Annotated in this window: 16 protein-coding genes and 1 tRNA gene; 15 read left to right on the forward strand and 2 right to left on the reverse strand. The window is 52.8% G+C overall.

All coding sequences use genetic code 11. The features are described 5' to 3' along the window. The first annotated feature begins 164 nt into the window (after nt 1–164). From uvrA to Abci_RS09895, 3 genes are all read left to right on the forward strand, one after another. A complete protein-coding gene (uvrA, locus tag Abci_RS09885) occupies nt 165–3,059 on the forward strand; it encodes an excinuclease ABC subunit UvrA (RefSeq protein WP_048838984.1) in 2,895 nt (964 codons plus the stop codon). 1 nt (nt 3,060) lies between these two features. Continuing rightward, entirely contained in the window at nt 3,061–3,876 is an 816-nt protein-coding gene (locus Abci_RS09890) for a creatininase family protein (RefSeq protein ID WP_048838985.1), read from the forward strand. Nucleotides 3,877–3,990: 114 nt separating this feature from the next. Beyond that, nucleotides 3,991–5,274, forward strand: a complete 1,284-nt coding sequence (locus tag Abci_RS09895; protein WP_048838986.1) for a YVTN family beta-propeller repeat protein — start codon at nt 3,991–3,993, stop codon at nt 5,272–5,274. A gap of 52 nt (nt 5,275–5,326) precedes the next feature. Here Abci_RS09895 and aldA read toward each other — a convergent pair whose 3' ends face one another. Next, a complete protein-coding gene (gene aldA / locus Abci_RS09900; protein ID WP_048838987.1) occupies nt 5,327–6,784 on the reverse strand; it encodes an aldehyde dehydrogenase in 1,458 nt (485 codons plus the stop codon). A gap of 150 nt (nt 6,785–6,934) precedes the next feature. Here aldA and Abci_RS09905 point away from each other — a divergent pair, with 150 nt between their 5' ends. The 7 genes from Abci_RS09905 (at nt 6,935) to Abci_RS09935 (ending at nt 13,531) form a co-directional block, all read left to right on the forward strand. Further along, nucleotides 6,935–7,795 (forward strand): LysR family transcriptional regulator, encoded by an 861-nt coding sequence (locus tag Abci_RS09905; protein ID WP_048838988.1) that lies wholly within the window; start codon nt 6,935–6,937, stop codon nt 7,793–7,795. A gap of 216 nt (nt 7,796–8,011) precedes the next feature. After that, nucleotides 8,012–9,928 (forward strand): M61 family metallopeptidase, encoded by a 1,917-nt coding sequence (locus Abci_RS09910; RefSeq protein WP_146806826.1) that lies wholly within the window; start codon nt 8,012–8,014, stop codon nt 9,926–9,928. A gap of 231 nt (nt 9,929–10,159) precedes the next feature. Beyond that, nucleotides 10,160–10,723 carry a NifU family protein gene (locus Abci_RS09915; protein WP_048838990.1) on the forward strand — a complete coding sequence of 188 codons (564 nt, stop codon included), beginning with the start codon at nt 10,160–10,162 and terminating at the stop codon, nt 10,721–10,723. Nucleotides 10,724–10,828: 105 nt separating this feature from the next. Further along, entirely contained in the window at nt 10,829–11,410 is a 582-nt protein-coding gene (locus Abci_RS09920; protein WP_048838991.1) for a malonic semialdehyde reductase, read from the forward strand. Between the two features lie 5 nt (nt 11,411–11,415). Then, complete coding sequence (gene tsaB / locus Abci_RS09925) at nt 11,416–12,111, forward strand: tRNA (adenosine(37)-N6)-threonylcarbamoyltransferase complex dimerization subunit type 1 TsaB (protein WP_048839147.1); 696 nt, start codon at nt 11,416–11,418, stop codon at nt 12,109–12,111. Beyond that, nucleotides 12,108–12,581, forward strand: coding sequence for a ribosomal protein S18-alanine N-acetyltransferase (gene rimI / locus Abci_RS09930; protein ID WP_146806810.1), 474 nt, complete (start codon nt 12,108–12,110; stop codon nt 12,579–12,581). Before tsaB ends, rimI begins: the two co-directional genes overlap by 4 nt. An 80-nt stretch (nt 12,582–12,661) precedes the next feature. Continuing rightward, nucleotides 12,662–13,531 (forward strand): DNA/RNA non-specific endonuclease, encoded by an 870-nt coding sequence (locus Abci_RS09935; RefSeq protein WP_048838992.1) that lies wholly within the window; start codon nt 12,662–12,664, stop codon nt 13,529–13,531. Between the two features lie 77 nt (nt 13,532–13,608). Here Abci_RS09935 and purD read toward each other — a convergent pair whose 3' ends face one another. Continuing rightward, nucleotides 13,609–14,892 carry a phosphoribosylamine--glycine ligase gene (gene purD / locus Abci_RS09940; protein WP_181015848.1) on the reverse strand — a complete coding sequence of 428 codons (1,284 nt, stop codon included), beginning with the start codon at nt 14,890–14,892 and terminating at the stop codon, nt 13,609–13,611. Nucleotides 14,893–14,942: 50 nt separating this feature from the next. Here purD and xseA point away from each other — a divergent pair, with 50 nt between their 5' ends. The 5 genes from xseA (at nt 14,943) to Abci_RS09965 (ending at nt 20,510) form a co-directional block, all read left to right on the forward strand. Continuing rightward, the gene (gene xseA, locus Abci_RS09945; RefSeq protein WP_048838993.1) at nt 14,943–16,403 is read left to right on the forward strand and encodes an exodeoxyribonuclease VII large subunit; all 1,461 of its coding nucleotides are present in this window, start codon (nt 14,943–14,945) and stop codon (nt 16,401–16,403) included. A 102-nt stretch (nt 16,404–16,505) separates the two neighbouring features. Continuing rightward, nucleotides 16,506–16,850, forward strand: coding sequence for a hypothetical protein (locus tag Abci_RS09950; protein ID WP_048838994.1), 345 nt, complete (start codon nt 16,506–16,508; stop codon nt 16,848–16,850). A 107-nt stretch (nt 16,851–16,957) separates the two neighbouring features. Next, a tRNA-Leu gene (locus Abci_RS09955) sits at nt 16,958–17,042 on the forward strand. Nucleotides 17,043–17,077: 35 nt separating this feature from the next. Further along, entirely contained in the window at nt 17,078–18,256 is a 1,179-nt protein-coding gene (locus Abci_RS09960; RefSeq protein WP_048838995.1) for a phosphoserine transaminase, read from the forward strand. A gap of 295 nt (nt 18,257–18,551) precedes the next feature. Then, nucleotides 18,552–20,510 carry a CocE/NonD family hydrolase gene (locus Abci_RS09965; RefSeq protein WP_048839150.1) on the forward strand — a complete coding sequence of 653 codons (1,959 nt, stop codon included), beginning with the start codon at nt 18,552–18,554 and terminating at the stop codon, nt 20,508–20,510. Nucleotides 20,511–20,574: the final 64 nt, after the last annotated feature.

The raw sequence follows: 20,574 nt of genomic DNA on the forward strand, positions 1-20,574 counted from the left end.
CGCCCTTGTTGTCCTAGATGGTCAATGAAAGGCGTGGGTGCAATGGGAATTCCGACGCAACATGCCCATATAGCTTATTAAGTATGCCTGACAGCATTCCATACCCTTTGGAGAAGCGCTAGAACAGGTAGTAGGACAAAACAGGAACGGCAGCGAAAATTCTGATGGAAAATACCCTTCCCCCCGATCAATCAGCTATTCGCGTCCGTGGTGCGCGGGTTCATAACCTCAAGAATGTTGATATTGATATTCCGCGTGACAGCCTGACAGTCGTGACCGGCCTGTCAGGGTCGGGTAAATCTTCCCTGGCGTTTGATACCATCTACGCAGAGGGGCAGCGGCGCTATGTAGAAAGCCTGTCCGCTTACGCTCGCCAGTTTCTGGAACTGATGGGAAAGCCGGATGTGGATTCCATAGAAGGACTGTCTCCCGCAATTTCCATTGAGCAGAAGACAACCTCCAAGAACCCGCGTTCAACCGTTGGCACTGTGACGGAAATTTATGACTATATGCGCCTACTATGGGCGCGTGCAGGCATACCGTACTCTCCCGCCACAGGTTTACCCATTGAAGCCCAGACCGTCAGCCAAATGGTTGACAAGGTGCTGGCGTTGCCGGAGGGCACACGCCTGCTTCTGCTCGCTCCGGTTATTCGGGACCGTAAGGGGGAATACCGCAAGGAACTGGCCGAGCTTCAGCGTAAAGGCTTTACACGTGTTAAAGTGGATGGAGACCTTTACGAAATTGCTGATGTACCCACACTTAATCGGAAGCTGCGGCATACGATTGAGGTTGTGGTTGACAGAATTGTGGTCAAAGAAGGGATTGAAACCCGACTGGCTGACAGTTTTGAGACAGCACTGGAGCTTTCCGATGGTATTGTTTATGCCGAGGAAGTGCTGAAAGACAGTAAAGCTGATGCTGAGAGATGGGTTTTTTCTTCCCGTTTTTCTTGCCCGGAAAGTGGCTTTACTCTGGAAGAAATAGAACCGCGCCTGTTTTCTTTTAACGCGCCCCAAGGTGCTTGTCCGGCTTGTGATGGCATTGGCACGGAAACATTTTTCAACCCGGCACTTGTTGTTCCCAACCCGGCACTCTCCTTGAAAAAAGGTGCGATAGCACCGTGGAAGGATGCAAAGTCTCCTCTGCTTGACCAGACATTGGAGAGCCTTGCTGCACATTTCGGGACCAGCATGGATACGCCATGGAAAGACCTGCCAGAGGATGCTCAAACAGGTATTTTAAATGGTGTTCTTGAAGATGTAACCTTCACCTATAAAGATGGCAAAAAAAGCTATTCCGTTACAAAACCTTTTGAAGGGGTTTTGAAAAGTCTTTCACGCCGCCTTGCCAATACCGATAGCATGTGGGTGCGTGAGGAACTTTCACGGTATCAGTCTGAAAAATCATGCCATGTTTGTCATGGCGCACGGCTACGCCCGGAAGCATTATGCGTTAAGGTTGCGGAGAAGACAATTTCAGAAGCATGTGATTTACCGATTGGAAAATCACTGTCCTGGTTTGAAAGTGTTTTGCCGACATTGACACCACAACGTGCCGAAATTGCCCGACGTATTTTGCGAGAAATTCAGGACCGGTTGAAATTTCTGGATGATGTCGGGCTGGATTATCTTACTCTCTCACGGAGTTCGGCAACGTTATCTGGAGGCGAGAGTCAGCGTATCCGTCTGGCAAGCCAGATCGGGTCTGGTTTGACAGGCGTATTGTATGTTCTGGATGAACCGTCCATCGGGTTGCATCAGCGTGATAATGAACGCCTGCTTGGAACTCTCGATCGTCTTAAAAAGCTTGGTAATACACTCATTGTTGTTGAACATGATGAAGATGCCATAAGGAGCGCTGACTGGCTGGTTGATATGGGGCCCGGTGCGGGTGTAACTGGTGGCACGGTGATTGCAACCGGTACGCCGGAGCAGGTTGCCAAAGTGCCGGAAAGTATTACTGGTGCTTATCTTTCTGGCCGAAAAGTTATTCCAGTCCCTGCTCAGCGTAGGCCGATAGACAAAAAACGCCTTCTGACTGTGGAGGGTGCAAGTGGGCATAACCTTAAAAATGTTACGGCACGTTTTCCGCTTGGTACATTTACCTGTGTAACTGGCGTTTCCGGCAGTGGAAAATCGACACTTGTTATCGATACATTGTACAAAACCCTGTCGCGTGAACTTATGGGGTCTTCAACATCACCAGAACCTTGTAAATCCATAAAAGGGTTAGAACTGCTCGATAAAATTATCGATATTGATCAGTCACCCATTGGCCGTACACCACGATCTAACCCGGCGACCTACACTGATCTGTTTACCCCCATACGTGACTGGTTTGCCGAACTGCCTGAAAGCAAGGCGCGCGGCTATAAGCCTGGCCGCTTTTCATTCAACGTTAAAGGCGGACGGTGCGAGGCCTGTCAGGGGGATGGCGTTCTCAAAATTGAAATGCACTTCCTGCCAGATGTTTTTGTGACGTGCGATACCTGTAAGGGGAAACGCTATAACCGTGAAACACTGGAGATTAAATTTAGAGGCAAATCCATAGCAGATGTTTTGGCTATGAGCGTGGATGAAGCCTTGCCCTATTTTTCTGCGCAAACCCGTATCCGGGACAGGTTGGCCATATTGCAGCAGGTTGGCTTGGGTTACGTGGCGCTTGGCCAACAAGCGACAACCCTTTCTGGCGGTGAAGCGCAGCGCGTTAAACTTTCTAAGGAACTTGCGCGCCGGGCAACAGGCCGCACGCTTTACATTCTGGACGAACCCACAACAGGGTTGCACACGGAAGATGTCCGGAAACTTCTTGAAGTTTTACATGCCCTGGTAGACCAGGGGAACACGGTGGTTGTGATTGAGCATAATCTGGAAGTTATTAAAACAGCTGACTGGTTGATAGATGTGGGGCCAGAAGGCGGCGATGGCGGTGGCCAGATTGTTGCAGAAGGTACCCCTGAAGATATTGCGGCCTGCCCAGAGAGCTATACGGGGCGTTTTCTTGCACCTCTTCTCAAATCAGTGCCAGCAAAAAAAACAACACGAAAAAAGAAATAACATGATAATTTCAAAAAAAGTCATTGCCAGGGTTTTATGTGTCTCTGCTCTGTTTTCGCCTTTTTCGGTGCATGCACAGCAGGCAGGACAGGTTTTGTTCGAGCAGCAAACCTGGACAGAAATACAATCAGCTTTGAAAGCGGGTACCACGACCATTCTTGTGCCCATTGGTGGTACAGAGCAAAGCGGTCCGTACCTTGCTGTCGGGAAGCATAATGTGCGTGTTATGGCGCTGTCACAGCAGATTGCACAAAAGCTGGGCCATACACTGGTAGCGCCTGTGGTCGCCTATGTGCCAGAGGGTACAACCAACCCCAGGTCATCCCATATGCGTTTTCCCGGCACGATAACCGTGCCGCCTGATGTTTTTGAGAAAACCCTTGTATCAATAGGCAAAAGTTTTCAGGTGCAGGGGTTCAGAAATATTGTATTTCTGGGAGACCACGGCGGGTACCAGAAATATATGGAAAAAGCGGCTACAGCGTTAAACCATGAATGGCAGGGGAAAAACGCAAAAGCGCTTTATATTAAAGACTATTATACCGCTATTACCAACCAGTATGCAAAATGGCTTACTCAGCAAGGGCACGGGAGTGAGGTAGGTATGCATGCCGATATAAGTGATACGTCTCTGCTTCTGGCTGTTGACCCCTCAATGGTAAGGGAAAGTGCGTTACGGGCTTCTGGCACTCCGTCTGCGGCAGAGGGCATGTATGGGGGAGACCCCCGCCATGCCTCTGCTGAACTGGGGCGCGTAGGCCTGGCCATGCAAGTGAACGCGGCAGTTAAGGCCATTGAAGAAGAGCGTGTTAAATAATTAGTAGTAAAAAAGTCCGAAATAGCCGGAAAATAGACGGCCTGTCCTAGTTATGCTAAGCCCATACAGTGTTCATTTGGGCAAAAGTAAAAGCAAGGTACAGGCTGTAATATAATGATAGTAAAAAGGCATCTGGCAGCGGCAGCAGCTATAATGGTCACGCTGGGCACAGGGTATAACCTGGCCCATGCGCAAACAGCCGCTCCTGCCCCCGCCCCAGCGGAAGCTCCTGCCCCGGCAATTCCTTCGGGTAGTGCTGCGCCATCTGCTGGTGCAGCTCCGGTTAATCAGCCGGTGTATCCGGGGACAACTGTCTCTGCTGTCCAGACCATTCCTGGCATGCCGCCGGTCCTGAACCCGACCAACCTGTATAGTGAAACGGCAGAGGGCCATATCGCCCCCCAGATTGCTCAGGACCCTGCCCGCGTTTATGTGCCGAACCTGCGGTCTAATGATGTTTATGTTATTGACCCTGCGACCAATACGGTGGTGGATAAATATAAGGTTGGCAAAAGCCCGCAGCATGTTGTGCCGTCCTGGGACTTACGTACGCTTTGGGTGACCAATAATGCTGAAGGCACCTTTGACGGAAGCCTGACACCGATTGACGCGCATACAGGCAAACCGGGCCCAGCCGTACCGGTAGATGACCCGTATAACATGTATTTTACGCCAGACGGTAAGTCCGCCATTGTTGTGGCTGAAGCCCGCAAGCGGCTTGACTTCCGTGACCCGCATACAATGGCGTTGCAGCAGTCCGTGGATACGCCTGATTGTAAAGGCGTGAATCATGCTGATTTTTCCATTGATGGTCGGTATGCCATTTTCACCTGTGAGTTTGGTGGTCACCTGGTAAAAGTCGATACAGTTAATAAAAAAGTTTTAGGATACCTGAAACTTTCAAGCGGTGGCATGCCTCAGGATATCCTGATTTCGCCGAATGGTAAGGTTTTCTACATCGCGGACATGATGGCTGATGGTGTTTTTGTTGTAGACGGTGATAACTTCCGTGAAGTTGGGTTTATCCCCACAGGTGTTGGCACGCATGGCTTGTACCCAAGCCGTGATGGCACAAAAATGTATGTCGCTAATCGTGGGTCTCATAAAATCCACGGCAAACCCCATAGTGCTGCTGGCGGTGTAACGGTTATTGACTTTGCAACGAACAAGATTGTTGCAAACTGGCCCATTCCCGGTGGTGGCAGCCCAGATATGGGCAATGTCAGTGCAGATGGAAAAACCCTTTGGTTATCTGGCCGCTTTGATGATGTTGTTTATGCTATCAACACACAGGATGGCAGCATGGTCAAAGTGCCTGTAGGGGCAGAACCACATGGCCTTACAGTCTGGCCCCAGCCTGGCCGCTATTCCATTGGCCATACAGGTATTTTACGCTGATATTTATAGAATGTTTGAGAAAAGGGGTGCAAATATGCACCCCTTTTTTTATTCAGGCATTCAGATAGACGGTTTTGGTTTGCACATAGGCCTCCAGACCATATTTTCCGTCCTCTCCGCCTAGTCCGCTATCTTTGTAACCATGGTGGAAGCCCTGTGGTGCTTCTCCGCCTTCACGGTTCACATAGACTTCCCCAAAATTCAGGTCAGAGCTGATACGCATAATGCGTTTTAAATCCTGCGTGAATACGTAGGCGGAAAGACCATATTGGCACTCATTTGCCTGACGCAGGGCATCATCATAATCAGTGACTTTGGTAAGAAGAAAGACTGGCCCAAACACCTCGTCTTTAACAATATCCATATTTTCCGTTACGTTGGTCAGGAGCGTGGGTGCATAGAAAAATCCCTGGTCATAAACGCCGCCTGTAAGGCGTTTGCCCCCCATCTCCAATGAAGCGCCCTGTGCCACGGCCTGCTCCACCATTTTATGCACTTTTTCAAGCTCTTGCAGGCTGACTTTGGGGCCCATATCTGTTTTGGCATCCAGCGGGTTACCAACCGTCAGGGCGGCAATTTTCTGGCGCACAAGCGTTAGGAACTGGTTATAGACCGCATCATGCACATAGGTGCGTTCATTGCTGGTACAAACCTGCCCAGCGTTTGAGAATCGAGCCTGAACGGCAGCGCTGGCGGCTTTCTCAATATCTGCATCTTCCATGACAATGAAAGGAGCTTTTCCACCCAGTTCCAGACGGACTTCCTTAAGAGTGTTTGCTGCCGCAGCCATAATTTTTTTGCCGGTTGCGGTGCTACCGGTCATTGTAATCAGCTTAATGTCGGGATGTTCCACCAGGGGTGTCCCCACATCTTGACCATTCCCGGTAACAACATTCAGCACACCTGCTGGAATACCGGCTTCTTCCGCCAGACGGGTGGCCTCCAGCGCAGCTAGTGGGGCGAGTTCGTGTGGTTTGATAACAATGGTGTTGCCTGCGGCCAGAGCGGGCGCGACCTTGCGGGCAAAAAGAGCTAGGGGAAAATTCCAGGCTGAAATAGCGCCTATGACACCGTGCGGTATCTTCTCAAACAAAATTTTCTCACCCGGTCGGCTGCCGGGTATAATGTCGCCTTCAAGTCTGCGTGTGTTCTCAGCAGCAAAACGGATGAGGCCTGTTGCAAAGTTAACTTCCGTGCGTGCCTCCGCAAGGGGTTTTCCCATTTCGCTCGAAATGATATGTGCAAAATGATCCGCCTGTTTTTCTATTAAAGCCTTGAAGGCATAAAGAATGTCGGCCCGTTCTTCAGCCGTTTTTCTGCTCCATGCGGGGAAGGCATCCGCAGCAGCTTTAACAGCTTTTTCAACATCTTGCTTTGTCCCGTTTGTTGCTTTGGCAACAAGAGCACCTGTTGCAGGGTTACGAATTTCAGTGACACCATCAGCACTTCCGCTTTCCCACTGACCATTGATGTAGAGTTTGTAGGTATCTTTAAGAGCAGGATTGGGCATGAAATTTTCTTTCCCTAAAAATTGCGTGCAAGACTGGTTTCGTGAAGACTAACGCCTTGCGAGCTCATGGTTTCATAGTGCCTGCTGTTCAGAAGGGATGAAAAGTGATTAATTAAGACGTTCATCCTCATTTTTTATGAGTCTTAAAAAATGTATCATCCCAAACTGTCTCAGCTCCGCTTTTTTTGCGCTATTGTGGAAATGGGTTCGATTGCTGCGGCAGCGGATAAAATGCACTGTGTGGCATCCAATATTACCATGCGCCTGAAAGAGCTGGAAAATGATATTGGGCATCCGCTTTTCACGCGGGAGAACAAAAGCCTCATCATCACTCCGGCAGGCCGAAAGTTTTATCAGGACGTCAAACCACTGGTCGAGAAATGTGACGAACTTCCGTCTTTATGGGCGCAGAACAAACAGAGAGCTATTTTCAAAATAGGCGCTCTGGATGTTGCGTTTCTGACTTGTATTTATCAGAAATTACCACAATTTATAAAAAATTATCCTGATATTGATCTAAGCCTTATTAAAGGCTCCAGTTTTGCGTTGGAACGTATGGTGCTGGAGCAAGCCATTGATCTGGCCGTTACAGATGGACCCGTACAAACAACCCAATTGCAGAGTGTCTTTGCTTTTCATCAACCGCTTTATCTGGTTATGCCGCAAGGTATGAAAAAAGAGAGAGCCGATATCATCAAAAAATCGAATTTTTACCTTTTTAATCGGGATTGTTTTTACCGGCAGCGTGTTGAAGTATGGCTTGAACAAAAAGGGTATCAGCCGCGCTCTATTCAGACGATAGAATCTTACGACGTCATAACCGCGTGCCTGGATCTCGGGAATGGCTTTTCCTGTATGCCGGAGAGCATCATCAGACAGTTGCGCAAGCAGGGTCATGTTTTGAATGTGCGGCCCATGCCCGAAATTGGGCCAACAGATGTTTATTTTGTTTGGCGCAAAACTGCGGCGTCCGAAATAAGAGAGAAATTTATAAGCATGATGAAGATATAAAATTTTAAAAACCAGCCTTGATAGAGCAATCTACAGTCTGTGTGTTGTTTTGCTACCGATATATCTCGACACTCTAATGTTATAATGCTTCTAGTAGGAGCAGTTTTTCCCCGGCAGTTTGGCGTGTGTGGCTGATCTGATACCGGGGCACAGGGAGTATATCACAGTATGTCTTTCCGCCGTTTTATTCTGTCTTCCGTGGCTGGGGTCGGTCTTATGTTTGGGGCTGTGCTGGCTCATGCGGCAACGCCACAGGAGCAGCCGCAGCCTCTACCGCTGCCTCCCGCGCTCCCAACCCCTCAGGACAAGCCTTATGCCGGGCAGTTGTCCCTTCAGGTTGATGCTACGGATCTGTCCCGCCACATACTGAGCATGAAAGAGACGGTACCTGTTCCAGCAGATATCGCCCAGAATGGCGGTGATTTTGTTTTACTCTACCCAATGTGGATTCCGGGTGATCACTCCCCTACCGGCACCATAGACCAGTTGGGCGGCATAACCGTAAAGGCAGCAGGCCAGTCCCTGCTCTGGAAGCGCGATACGGTAGAGGTCAGCGCCTTCCATATTCAGGTGCCTAAAGGCACGCACGAAGTCACGGTTGCCTATCAGCTCTTAACGCCCGTTTCCCCTAATGAGGGGCGTGTTGTCATGACTGATGCCATGGTCAATGTGCAATGGTCGGCCGTCTCGCTTTATCCTGCCGGATATTTTACACGGCAGATTATGGTCAAACCGCAGGTTACTCTGCCCACGGGCTGGGATTATGGTACCGCCTTGCGTGCGGATGGCGCAAAGACCGGCGGAACAGTCACATTTAAGCCGGTCTCCTTTAACGTACTAGTTGATTCCCCTCTCTTTTCTGGAAAATACTTCAAGAAGTTTGACCTGACACAAGAGGACCATGTTCCTGTAACGCTAAACGTCATGGCAGATCACCCTGAGGATCTTGCCGCAACAGATGCGCAGATAAAAGCGCATAAAGAGTTAGTAAAGCAGGCAAACCTGCTGTTTGGCTCACACCATTACGACCATTATGATTTTCTTCTGGCTTTGACCGAGCATCTGGGCGGGATAGGCCTGGAGCATCATCAGTCCAGTGAAAATAGTGGACCACGTGGTTACTTTACCAAATGGGATAAAACATTCGCGGCGCGCGACCTGCTGGCACACGAATATACGCATTCCTGGAATGGCAAATATCGTCGTCCGGCTGGTTTGTGGGCGCCTAACTTCAACACACCGCAGCGTGGTGCCGGTTTGTGGGTGTATGAAGGGCAGACCCAGTATTGGGGCTATGTTCTGGCTGCTCGGTCTGGTTTGATGAGCATTCCGCAGGTGGAAGAAGCTCTGGCACAGGTTGCTGCGGTGTATGATGACCGACAAGGCCGCCAGTGGCGCCCCTTGATTGACACGACCAATGACCCGATTATTGCACAACGTGCTGCACAATCCTGGAAAAGCTGGTTGCGGAGCGAGGATTACTATTCTGAGGGCCAGTTAATCTGGCTGGATGCAGATACGCTTATTCGCAAATTGTCGAATAACAGCAAATCCTTGAATGACTTTGCGGCGAAGTTTTTTGGCACGCACAATGGCAGCTTCATAACCAGCACGTATCAGTTTGATGAAGTGACACAAACGCTCAACGCTGTGCAACCGTATGACTGGGCTAGCTTCCTGCACCAGCGTGTTGACGAAATTCAGCTTCACGCCCCCTTGGATGGGCTGACGCGTACAGGTGCCAAGCTTGAGTTTTCGGAAAAGCCTTCAAGTTACATAGAGTCCGCTTCTGGCATCCGTCATAGCTCAGACTTTCTCTTTTCTCTTGGCTTTTCTGTCAGCAAAAAGGGCGCATTGTCTGAGGTTCTGTGGGGTAGCCCTGCTTGGAAGGCCGGAATCACCCGTGATCAGGACCTTATTGCCGTCAATGGGGAAGCCTACGATGCCGATACTCTGAAAGATGTGATTACGCAGGCCAAAGGCGCTAACAAAGCCCCAATCACGTTACTCCTGCGTGACAGAGACCAGTATCGCACTGTCACCCTCTCTTACCATGATGGGCTGCGCTATCCGTATCTAGCGGGTAATCTGGACGGGCTGAAGGCTCTTTTGTCCCCTATTACAACGCACTAACCGCACTATCTTCTGGCAGGGTTGGCAAAGCATAACGCCAACCCTGCTTGGAGCGGGTTACCATATCAGGTAGCGGGTCTGCCTGACTGTATGGTTATACTCCGGCGCTGTCAGGGCGTGCCTGATAGCTGGAGAATGGGTTTTCTTTTTGTAACAGGACTTGCCGTGTCCTCATTCTGATGCCACCTGATAGCGACATAGTGAGCTTTTCAGAGATCAGGACCCAAACCGATGTTCATTGAAACAGAAGACACCCCTAATCCCGCCACTCTCAAATTTCTACCAGGCCGCCCTGTCATGGGGGATGCAGGCACAATAGACTTTATTGATGCTGATGCCGTGATAGGCCGCTCGCCTCTGGCAGATGTGGTGTTTGCTATTCCGGGTGTGTCCCGCGTGTTTCTGGGGCAGGACTTTATTTCCGTAACCAAAGCCGATGGTACGGATTGGTCAGACCTGCGCCCTGCCATTCTGGCTACGGTGGCAGACCATTTTGCTGCGGGCCTGCCGGTGGTGGGTGAGGGCGTAGGGGTTGTGGAAGACGCTATTGCCCCGGAAGATCAGGAAATTGTGGCGCAGATCAAGGAACTGCTTGATACCCGCGTACGCCCTGCCGTGGCAGGCGATGGTGGGGATATCGTCTTCCGTGGGTATCGGGACGGTATTGTGCGTCTGACCATGCAGGGTGCCTGCTCTGGCTGCCCATCATCCCGCGCAACACTCAAGCATGGTGTGGAAAACATGCTCCGGCATTATGTGCCGGAAGTGGTTGGGGTTGAGCAGGTAGAAGGCTAACAGCCCCACCATCTTTGCGTTGGCGCGTCTCTGACCTAAAAGGGACGTACCAAATGCACTATACCGCCATCATGCTGGTGGCGGGACTATGGAGACAACATACCTATGCTGGACGAAAGCGGGCTGGACCTTCTTTTCCATAAAGCGCGCACGCCACGGCGCTGGATGGCCCGCCCGGTGGAGCCAGACCTCTTGCGCCAGCTCTACGAGGTGGTCAGTCTTGGCCCTACGTCCGGCAACTGTAGCCCTGCCCGCTTTGTATTTATTACAGGTTCGGAGGGGCGGGAAAAGCTGCGCCCTGCTTTGTCCGCAGGCAACGTGAACCGCGTTATGGGGGCACCGGTCATTGCCGTGGTGGCGCATGACCCGTTGTTTTTTGAACAACTGCCCCGTCTGTCCCCCAACGAAGAACTGCGTTCGTGGTTTGCCGCAGATGTAGGGCTTGCGGAAGAAACATCCTTCCGGAATGGCACATTGCAGGGCGGGTATATGATTTTGGCGGCCCGCGCATTGGGGCTGGACGCCTTGCCCGTTTCCGGTTTTGATCAGTCTGCTGTGGAAGATGAGTTTTTGGCGGACACTGGCTGGCGCGCCAATTTTCTACTGTGCCTGGGGTATGGGGATACGGAAAACCTGCCGCCTCGTGCGCCACGTCTGGCCTTTGAAGAAGCCTGTCGTCTGCTGTGAAACAGATGAGCCGAATTCTTGTGCTGGATGGCAGTGCAGCAGGTGATGCAGCCTTTGGTCTTGCTGCGTGTGTGCAACAGACTGACGGGGGAGACTTCCAGCCAATAAGCTGCCAGCAGGCTCCGGGGAAACAAGCTGCGGAGGGCATAGGTCTGCTGGCCGCGCAGGCGCTGAAGGATGCCGGGTGGCAGGCGGGTTCACCATTTCAGCCAGAGCTTGTGGCAGTGGTGGTAGGGCCGGGTTCTTTTACCGGCCTGCGGGCTTCCTGCGCTACGGCTGCCGGTTATGCTCTGGGGCTTGATGTGCCTGTTGTGGGCGTTACACGCGGTGAAGCGCTATGCCCTGTGCTGGACGCAGAGTGTACGCAGCAAGAGAACGAGGCCCTGCAAGGCTGGATGGTGGTGACTGCCGCGCGGCGCGGGCGTGTTTTTGTAGAAACAAAGGCTGGCACACAAGCGGTCGCTTTGGACGCATGGCAGTTTCCCGCAGGGCGCTGGCTGGTTGCTGGTGACGCCGCAAATGTTGTGGCAAGTCCGGACTGTGTTTTGTCCAGCACTAACATCCCTGATCCAGCGCAGATTGCCGCTGCGGCCTGCGCACGTTTGCGCGGAGAATTGCCCCCTCGTGATGCGCTTCCACTTTACGTAGATCCACCTGAAGCCAAACTGCCAGCAGCGGGTTTGCGGTCGGCTCCTGTATGAGCGCTGATATTCCAATTTACCCCGTGGGGGCCGCTCATGCCGGTGTTCTGGCTGCACTGCATTGCGCAAGTTTCTCTGCGGGAGATCAGTGGCAGGAAGCTGCCATACGCGAGCTTTTGCCGTTGCCTGGCACATATGTAGGGCTTGCAGTTCAAGGGGGGCACCCCGCAGGTTTTATTATGATCAGATGTGTTGCGGGTGAAGTTGAAATCCTGACCATTTGCGTAGCCGCAGACTATAGACAGCATGGCGTGGGAACCGCTCTTTTGACGTGGGCCATACAGCAGGCTGAGGCAGAAGACGCGGAAAGCCTGTTTCTGGAGGTTTCCTCACACAACCATGTTGCGCAGCATGTTTACCAAAAAGCAGGTTTCAAGCAGGTGGGTTTGAGAAAGCGTTATTACCCTGATGGCTCTGATGCATTTGTACTTGGTTACACCTGTAACAGAGCAGCATTGGCTGAAGCCTGAAACTTCCGATACCTATTTTCTGACTATGCGGTGTAAGGAAGGGTGTAGCGAGTATGCCTTTGCCTGCATAAGGAGAAAGAGTGCGTAAATCTTTTTTTTTAATCAGTTGTTTTTATTTTTTTCTACCTACCTCTGGTTTAGCCGCGTCCTGCCCGGACATGTTTGCAAACGGGCAACCGCCTGTTGTGTTGTCTGAAACACAGCGTATCGGGACAGTTATGCTGTGCAACACACACTATGCTGTTCTTGCATCTGAGCAGAAGCGCGCACCGTTATGGTCTGCGGAAGATCTGACAGAAGAAAACCTTGAAATAGCGGATAAAACCCGTCGGCAGGGCAGTTTTGCTCCAGATACCCGGCTCCCTCCTGTTATGCAGGCGCAGCCGGAGGATTACACCCGATCTGGGTATGACCGTGGGCACATGACCCCAAGTGGAGACCAGCCGGGGCTGGATGCACAAAAGGAAAGTTTCTTGCTGTCAAACATCGTTCCCCAAACACCCGAGCTAAACCGTGGGCCGTGGGAAGGTGTTGAAAGTGCTGTAAGAGGTTGGGCGCGGGAGGAAGGCGAGATATTTGTAGTGAGCGGGCCAGGATACGACCCGGACTCATTCCGGAGTATCGGGTCCCATCATATTCCCATTCCAGCCGTAACATGGAAGGCCGTTTATGACCCGGCAGGCAACGGAACTGGTGCGTATGTGTGCATGAATACCCACACGCCAACATGCCGTATTACATCTGTTGCCATGTTGACCCGGTTGGTAAACATAGATCCCTTCCCCGGCGTGCCGCAGGCCTTAAAGGACCGGGTGACAGCTATGCCCCCTATACGGGAAAGCCCATATGCTTTGGCCAAACACGATAATACACGTAAACTGCTTAAAGAATGGGGAACAAAGGCTGCCAGAAAGGCGCTGAGAGCTTTGGTGAAATCTCTGGTGCCGTAATGTGCAGAGAAAATGAATTTCGAAACCCTTAGTGACGCAATAAAAGGGTTTCGAAATTTTTAAACCAAAAACCTAGTTTAAAGAGCGCGGTTGCCGATATCTGTGCGATACTGTGCACCATCCCACGTTATGGCTTTAACACCAGCATATGCTCTTTCCTGTGCTTCTTTAACAGTTTTACCTAAAGCACAGACAGCCAGCACGCGGCCACCAGAGACGACAGTTTCACCAGATATGTTTTTCTGTGTGCCTGCCTGAAAAACCTTGACGCCTTCAAGAGCATTGGCATCCTCAATGCCGGAAATAACAGCACCGGTTAAGGGTTTTCCAGGGTAGTTTTGTGCGGCCATGACAATACTGATGGACGCACTGTCAGAAAACGTAATGGGTGTTGTGTCCAGCTTTCCGTCAGCAAGTGCTTTCAGGGCGGGGAGCAGGTCTGATGTCAGGCGTAGCAGCAGGGCCTGAGCTTCCGGGTCACCAAACCGCACGTTATATTCAATAAGTTGTGGCCCTTTGTCTGTCAGCATCAAGCCGGCAAAGATAACACCCCGGAAGGGTGTAGCACGGTGGGCCATTTCGCGCAGCATGGGGCGCACCAGCAGGTCCAGCGCGTTTTCCTGTGCGGCATGGTCAAACCCACGGGGGGGAGAAACAGCGCCCATGCCGCCTGTGTTGGGGCCAGTATCCCCATCGCCTATGCGTTTATGGTCCTGTGCCGCACCAATAAGGACAGCACTTTCACCGGAACAGAAGGCAAAGAGGGAAACTTCCTCCCCCACAAGGCAGTCTTCAATAACAACACTTTTGCCGGCATCGCCCATGCTGCCCTGCGTCATCATCTCGCGCACGGCGTCTTCTGCTTCAGCAACGGTTTGGGCCACCACAACGCCTTTGCCAGCAGCAAGGCCATCTGCCTTGACCACAATGGGGGCGCCGCGTTCACGCACGTAAGTCAGGGCGCTCTCAACAGAAGTAAAGCGTTCACCCTGTGCCGTGGGAATACCTGCGGCGTAGCAGATCTCCTTGGTAAAGCTTTTGCTGCCCTCAAGCCGGGCGGCGGCCTGTGTAGGGCCTGCACAGGCAATGTTTGCCTTGGCGCAGGCATCTGCCAGCCCGGCAACCAGCGGAGCCTCAGGGCCGGGAACAATCAGGTCTATCGCCTGCTCTTTGGCAAAGGTAATCAGCGCCGGTACGTTTTCAGCCCCTATAGGCACGTTCACGCCAAGTTCTGCCGTGCCGGGGTTGCCCGGAGCAATGAAAAGCGCCGTAAGAAGCGGCGAGCGAGCGAGCGTTGCGGCCAGCGCATGTTCCCGTCCGCCTGATCCAACCAGTAGTACCCGCATTGTTTTCTCCCGCATCTGTAAGGTCTGCTCTTTCAGGGCGAGCGTCTGTAGCATAAGTTAGGCCTATGAACGAAGAGTTTGCAGCAGCGGCTCCCTCTGCGGGGAATGTGCCGGAATACACCGTCTCGGAAATTTCAGGGGCTATCAGGCGCACGCTTGAGGGCACCTTCGGCCGTGTGCGGGTGCGTGGCGAAATTACGGAATTCAAGCGCTACCCCTCCGGCCATGTTTATTTCTCGTTAAAAGATGAGAATGGGAAGATTTCCGGCGTGGTGTGGCGTGGATCACTCTCCCGCCTCGGGCTGGTGCCGGAGAACGGGCTGGAGATCATAGCAACCGGCAAGATCTCGGCTTATGGCGAGCGTTCAAGCTACCAGTTGGTGGTTGAACGCATGGAGTATGCGGGCGAAGGAGCGTTGCTCGCCCGTATTGAGCGGCTGCGCCTGAAACTTGCAGAAGAAGGCGTGTTTGACGCTGACCGTAAGCGATCCCTGCCGCTGCTGCCGCGTGTCATTGGGGTTGTGACCTCCGCTCAGGGGGCTGTGCTGCATGATATTCGCACAACGCTGGCCCGGCGTTTTCCGCGCTTTATGCTGGTGTGGCCCGTGGCGGTGCAAGGTGAAGGCGCCGCCGCACAGGTCAAGGCGGCTATAGAGGGGTTCTCGCGTCTGGATGGCACGGGGCCGGTCCCCCGGCCTGATGTGCTGATCGTAGCGCGAGGGGGCGGGTCTTTGGAAGATCTGATGGCGTTTAATGATGAGGGTGTGGTGAGGGCTGCTGCGGCCTGTACCATTCCGCTTATCTCCGCCGTTGGGCACGAGACTGACACAACCCTGATAGATTTTGCATCCGACCGCAGAGCGCCTACGCCCACAGCAGCAGCGGAAATGGCCGTGCCGGTGCGTACGGAACTGCTGGCAGACCTTGAGCACAGGGGAGCCCGTGCCTTGGGGGCTTTGTCCCGCCAGTTACAGACAAGCCGCCTCAGGCTGGACCGCGCGGCCAACGCTCTGCCTGATCTGCCGAGCCTGCTCCAGACAGCCCGGATGCGCCTGGATGACCGGGGCCGCAGGCTTGAGGTTGCGCTGCCAGGTTTTGTGCAGAAACAGCGTGTAGCTCTGGTTGCCGTGGAGCGGCACATGCCCTCCGTTGAGACACTCCTTGCCGCACGGCGTACACGCTTAGCCCTGCTGGGCAGCGCGTTACAAAACGGCCAGCGGCACATGGTACAGGTCAGGGAGGCCCGTTTGGGGCGGCTGCGTATTTCACCAGCGCCTCTTGCCGCACTAGTAAGGGAGCGCCGGGCCACATTGGCAGGCCTTGGCGGGCAGCTTGAAGCGGTTTCTCCGCAGGCCGTACTGGCGCGCGGATATGCTCTTGTTACGGCACAGGGCCAGCCCGTTACATCCGCCAAGGCCCTCAAACAGGGGCAGGCGGTGCAGCTTACCTTTGGTGATGGGAGCCGGGAGGCTACAATTGGTACACAAAACCGGCAGGACCGGCCACAAGGCCAGCTTGACCTGTAAGGCTGAGTTGAGCCGCCATACGCAGCGTATTATACTAAGACACTCCATACAGGATACCGGGGCCAGAAACGCCTTGCGGGCCAAAAACAAAGGGAAGAAGCCATGTCTGTCCGTTTTATGTCCCGTGCTGCGGGTTGTGCTGTTGTGGCCCTGTTGGCCGGATGTGCGGCCCAACCGCAGGCTCCGCAAAAAACATCCGCCCCCGGCTTTGCGCCCGGTATGATATCTGACACGCCCTCAGCGAATGAAAGCCAGTTGAAGAACGACCCGTCCGCGCCGCTGAACACTCCTCTGTGTGGAACAGCCGCACGGGAAGCCCAAAGCATGGGTGTGCAAAACTACCCACAGCCGCTTGCTGTGGGAAATAGCTGCACACAAAATGCCTGCTTCAATACCCAGACAGGCACATATATTGCTGCGGATGGCTCCGCACGGGTTTGCCGCTAACAGTAGAAAAAACCGTATAAGCCTTACTGTGTGGGACAAATAAGGCTTTAAATACAAGAAGCAGACTTTTCCCATAAGCATTTTGCTGATAGGGAGAGGCTTCAGCCGCGAGAGTGACGGAATCGGTAGACGTAGTCGGCTCAAAATCGACCGCCGCAAGGCATAGGGGTTCGAGTCCCCTCTCTCGCACCATGACTTGTCCCACGACCCATATCCGGACAGGGTGAATGACCTCCACACAATCCAGCGTTTCTTCTCGCCCGGTTACACGACCGGGCAATCCGTGTTTTTCCTCTGGCCCGTGTGCAAAACGCCCCGGATGGAGTGTAGCCGCTTTATCTGATGCCTTTACCGGGCGCTCTCATCGCTCAGCAGAAGGACGTGCGCGTCTGGCAGACGTGATTGAGCGTTCATCTGCCATACTGGGTGTGCCGGAGGGGTGGCGCGTTGGCATTGTACCCGCCTCTGATACGGGTGCGGTGGAAATGGCGTTGTGGTCTCTGCTTGGGGCCCGCCCGGTAGATGTGCTGGCATTTGAAAGCTTTTCCACCCTTTGGGCGCAGGACATTGTGTCTCAGCTCAAGCTGGACAACGCCCGCGTTCTGAAAGCGGATTATGGCCACCTGCCGGACCTGAGCGAGGTCAATTGGACGCATGATGTCGTGTTGGCATGGAATGGCACGACATCAGGCGTTCGCCTGCCATCTTGTGATGTCATTCCCGCTGAGCATGAAGGGCTGGTCATTTGTGACGCAACGTCTGCCGCGTTTGCTATGGACCTGCCTTGGGACCGCCTGGATGTTGTCACCTGGTCCTGGCAAAAGGCTCTGGGTGGAGAAGCGGCACATGGGATGCTGGCACTTTCCCCGCGTGCGGTGGAGCGGCTGGAACAGTTCGAGGCCCCACGACCACTGCCCAAAATTTTTCGTCTGACCAAAAAGAACGCACTGATAGAACCTATTTTCAAAGGAGATACTATCAACACGCCGTCCATGCTGTGTGTGGAAGATGCGCTGGATGGCCTGAAATGGGCGGAGTCTATCGGCGGTCTGGCTGGCCTGAAAGCCCGCAGCAAGGCCAATCTGGCCGAAGTGGTGGCATGGGAAGCAAAAACGGACTGGGTGTCTTTTCTGGCGGAGAAAGAGGAGGAACGCTCCTCTACCGCTATTTGCCTGCGTATTGTGGCACCGTGGTTTCTTGCGCTCGAGCGGGCTGAACAGAGCAAGGTTGTCAAACAGATGACGGGCTTGCTGGACAAGGAAGGTGTGGCTTTTGATATTGCCAGCTACCGTGATGCCCCCCCCGGTTTGCGGATATGGGGCGGTGCCACAGTTGAGGCAGCAGATGTCAAGGCGCTCTTACCGTGGCTGGACTGGGCTTTTGCACAGGTTGCCCCGTCTGCCTGATATAATGTGTTGAAAACACGCGAGAGAAAACCGGCTTCTTTCTGGAAAAGGAGCCGGTTTTTTATTGCCGTATTGGAGCGGTTGCCAGAACTCTCTGTCTATAAGTCAGAGGCAAACGTAACGACCTATCGTTTTTTAGTTTTGGTCATGAAACAGGGTGGACGATTTGGAAAAACCAACGCATCGTCCCGTTTAAAGTCTTCCGGCCGGAAGCAGAAATACTCACGCATGGAGCAGAACGCAGGTTATCATGATACATGCCAGCCACTCAGTCCTTCCCTCGGGTTTCTCTCGTATGATGCGCTATGCACTGCCTGGGGCTCTGCTTACGCTCTTATCCGGCACGGCTCTGGCTGCTGGCGCGGCCCCTGCGCCAGCACAGCAGCCGGATAACCTGAGTGTTCAGACGGGAACAGACATACCGGCCAAAGTCTCTTTTCCAAATGCTGAGCAGCAGCGTGATTATATCAAGCGGGAAGTCATGGTGCCTATGCGCGATGGCGTAAAGCTTTACACTGTTTTGGTTATTCCTAAAAATACTCGTAATGCTCCTATTCTATTAACGCGCACGCCGTACCACGCAAAAAACCGTGTAGACCGAGTATCAAATGGTCTGACCATGCGCGAAATACTTCCACAGGGCGATGATGTGTTTGTGGAAGGGGGGTATATTCGCGTATTCCAGGATATTCGTGGGAAATATAATTCACAGGGCGATTATGTCATGACACGCCCCCCGCGTGGCCCGCTCAACCCCACCCAGACAGACGAAACAACAGATGCGTGGGATACAATAGACTGGCTGGTCCATAACGTGCCGGAAAGCAACGGGCGAGTGGGGATGACTGGGTCATCCTACGAAGGCTTTACGGTTGTCATGGCGCTGCTTGACCCCCATCCGGCTCTGAAGGTGGCGGCACCAGAAAGCCCGATGGTGGATGGCTGGATGGGCGATGACTGGTTCCACTACGGTGCGTTCCGTCAGGGTGGTCTGGATTATTTTACATCCCAAATGACAGCCCGTGGATCTGGGGACACTATTCCGCGTAAAGATGCTGACGATTATACGAATTTCCTCAAAGCAGGGTCTGCAGGTGCTTTTGCAACACAGGCCGGGCTTGACCAATACCCGTTCTGGAACCGGATGCGGGCCCACCCGGCTTATGATTCTTTCTGGCAGGGGCAGGCTTTAGACAAACTACTGGCCTCTAAAAAACCCACTGTTCCTATGCTGTGGGAGCAGGGACTGTGGGACCAGGAAGATATGTGGGGCGCCATCCATGCGTGGCAGGCCATAAAAGATACAGATATCAAAACGCCGAATACCCTCGTTATGGGACCATGGCGGCATAGTGGCGTAAATTATAATGGGTCTAGCCTGGGGCCAATAGATTTTGAGGGCGATACGGCGCACCAATATCGGCGGGATGTGTTCCGTCCATTCTTTGATACCTATCTTAAACCCGGCAGTACATCAGTACATTTGCCAGACGCCATTATTTACAATACGGGTGACCAGAAGTGGAATTATTACCGCTCATGGCCATCTGTTTGTGAAGCAGAGTGCAGCGGGGCGCTCACGCCTCTTTTCCTGTCAGCAGGGCATGGTTTGAGCTTCTCCAAACCGGGAAAAGAAAGTGCTGACAATTATATTTCAGATCCATCCCACCCCGTTCCTTTCCTGTCCCGTCCCTTTGCTTTTTCTGATGGGCCACGTTGGAAAAGCTGGCTGGTGCAGGATCAACGTGACGCAGAATCTCGCCCAGATGTCGTGACATACGAGACAGGCGTTCTGGATGCGCCAGTGCGCGTAAGTGGCGTTCCTGTTGCAGACCTGTACGCAGCAACAACCGGGACGGATGCTGACTGGGTTGTAAAGTTGATAGATGTTCAGCCAGCGACAACACCGGATACCCCTAAAATGGGCGGATATGAACTTCCGGTTTCCATGGATATTTTCCGTGGGCGTTACCGCAAAAGCTTTGAAAAACCTGAAGCAATTGCAGCTAACCAGACAGAACATTATCACTTTTCTTTACCAGCCGTGAATCATGTGTTTGGCAAAGGGCATAGAATCATGGTGCAAATTCAGTCTTCCTGGTTCCCGGTGTATGACCGCAACCCACAGAAGTTTGTGCCTAATATATTTGATGCAAAACCAGAAGATTATACAACGGCAACACAAAGTATCCATTATGGTGGAGCGGCTTCGACCGCTATCCTCTTGCCTGTTGTAAAAGAGGATCAAAAATAAAAGAGTGAAACACTAAATTTTTGAAACAGTGGAAGGCATGTGTTGTATTAAACACATGCCTTTT

This window comes from Acetobacter cibinongensis (assembly GCF_000963925.1).
GTDB classification, from domain to species: domain Bacteria; phylum Pseudomonadota; class Alphaproteobacteria; order Acetobacterales; family Acetobacteraceae; genus Acetobacter; species Acetobacter cibinongensis.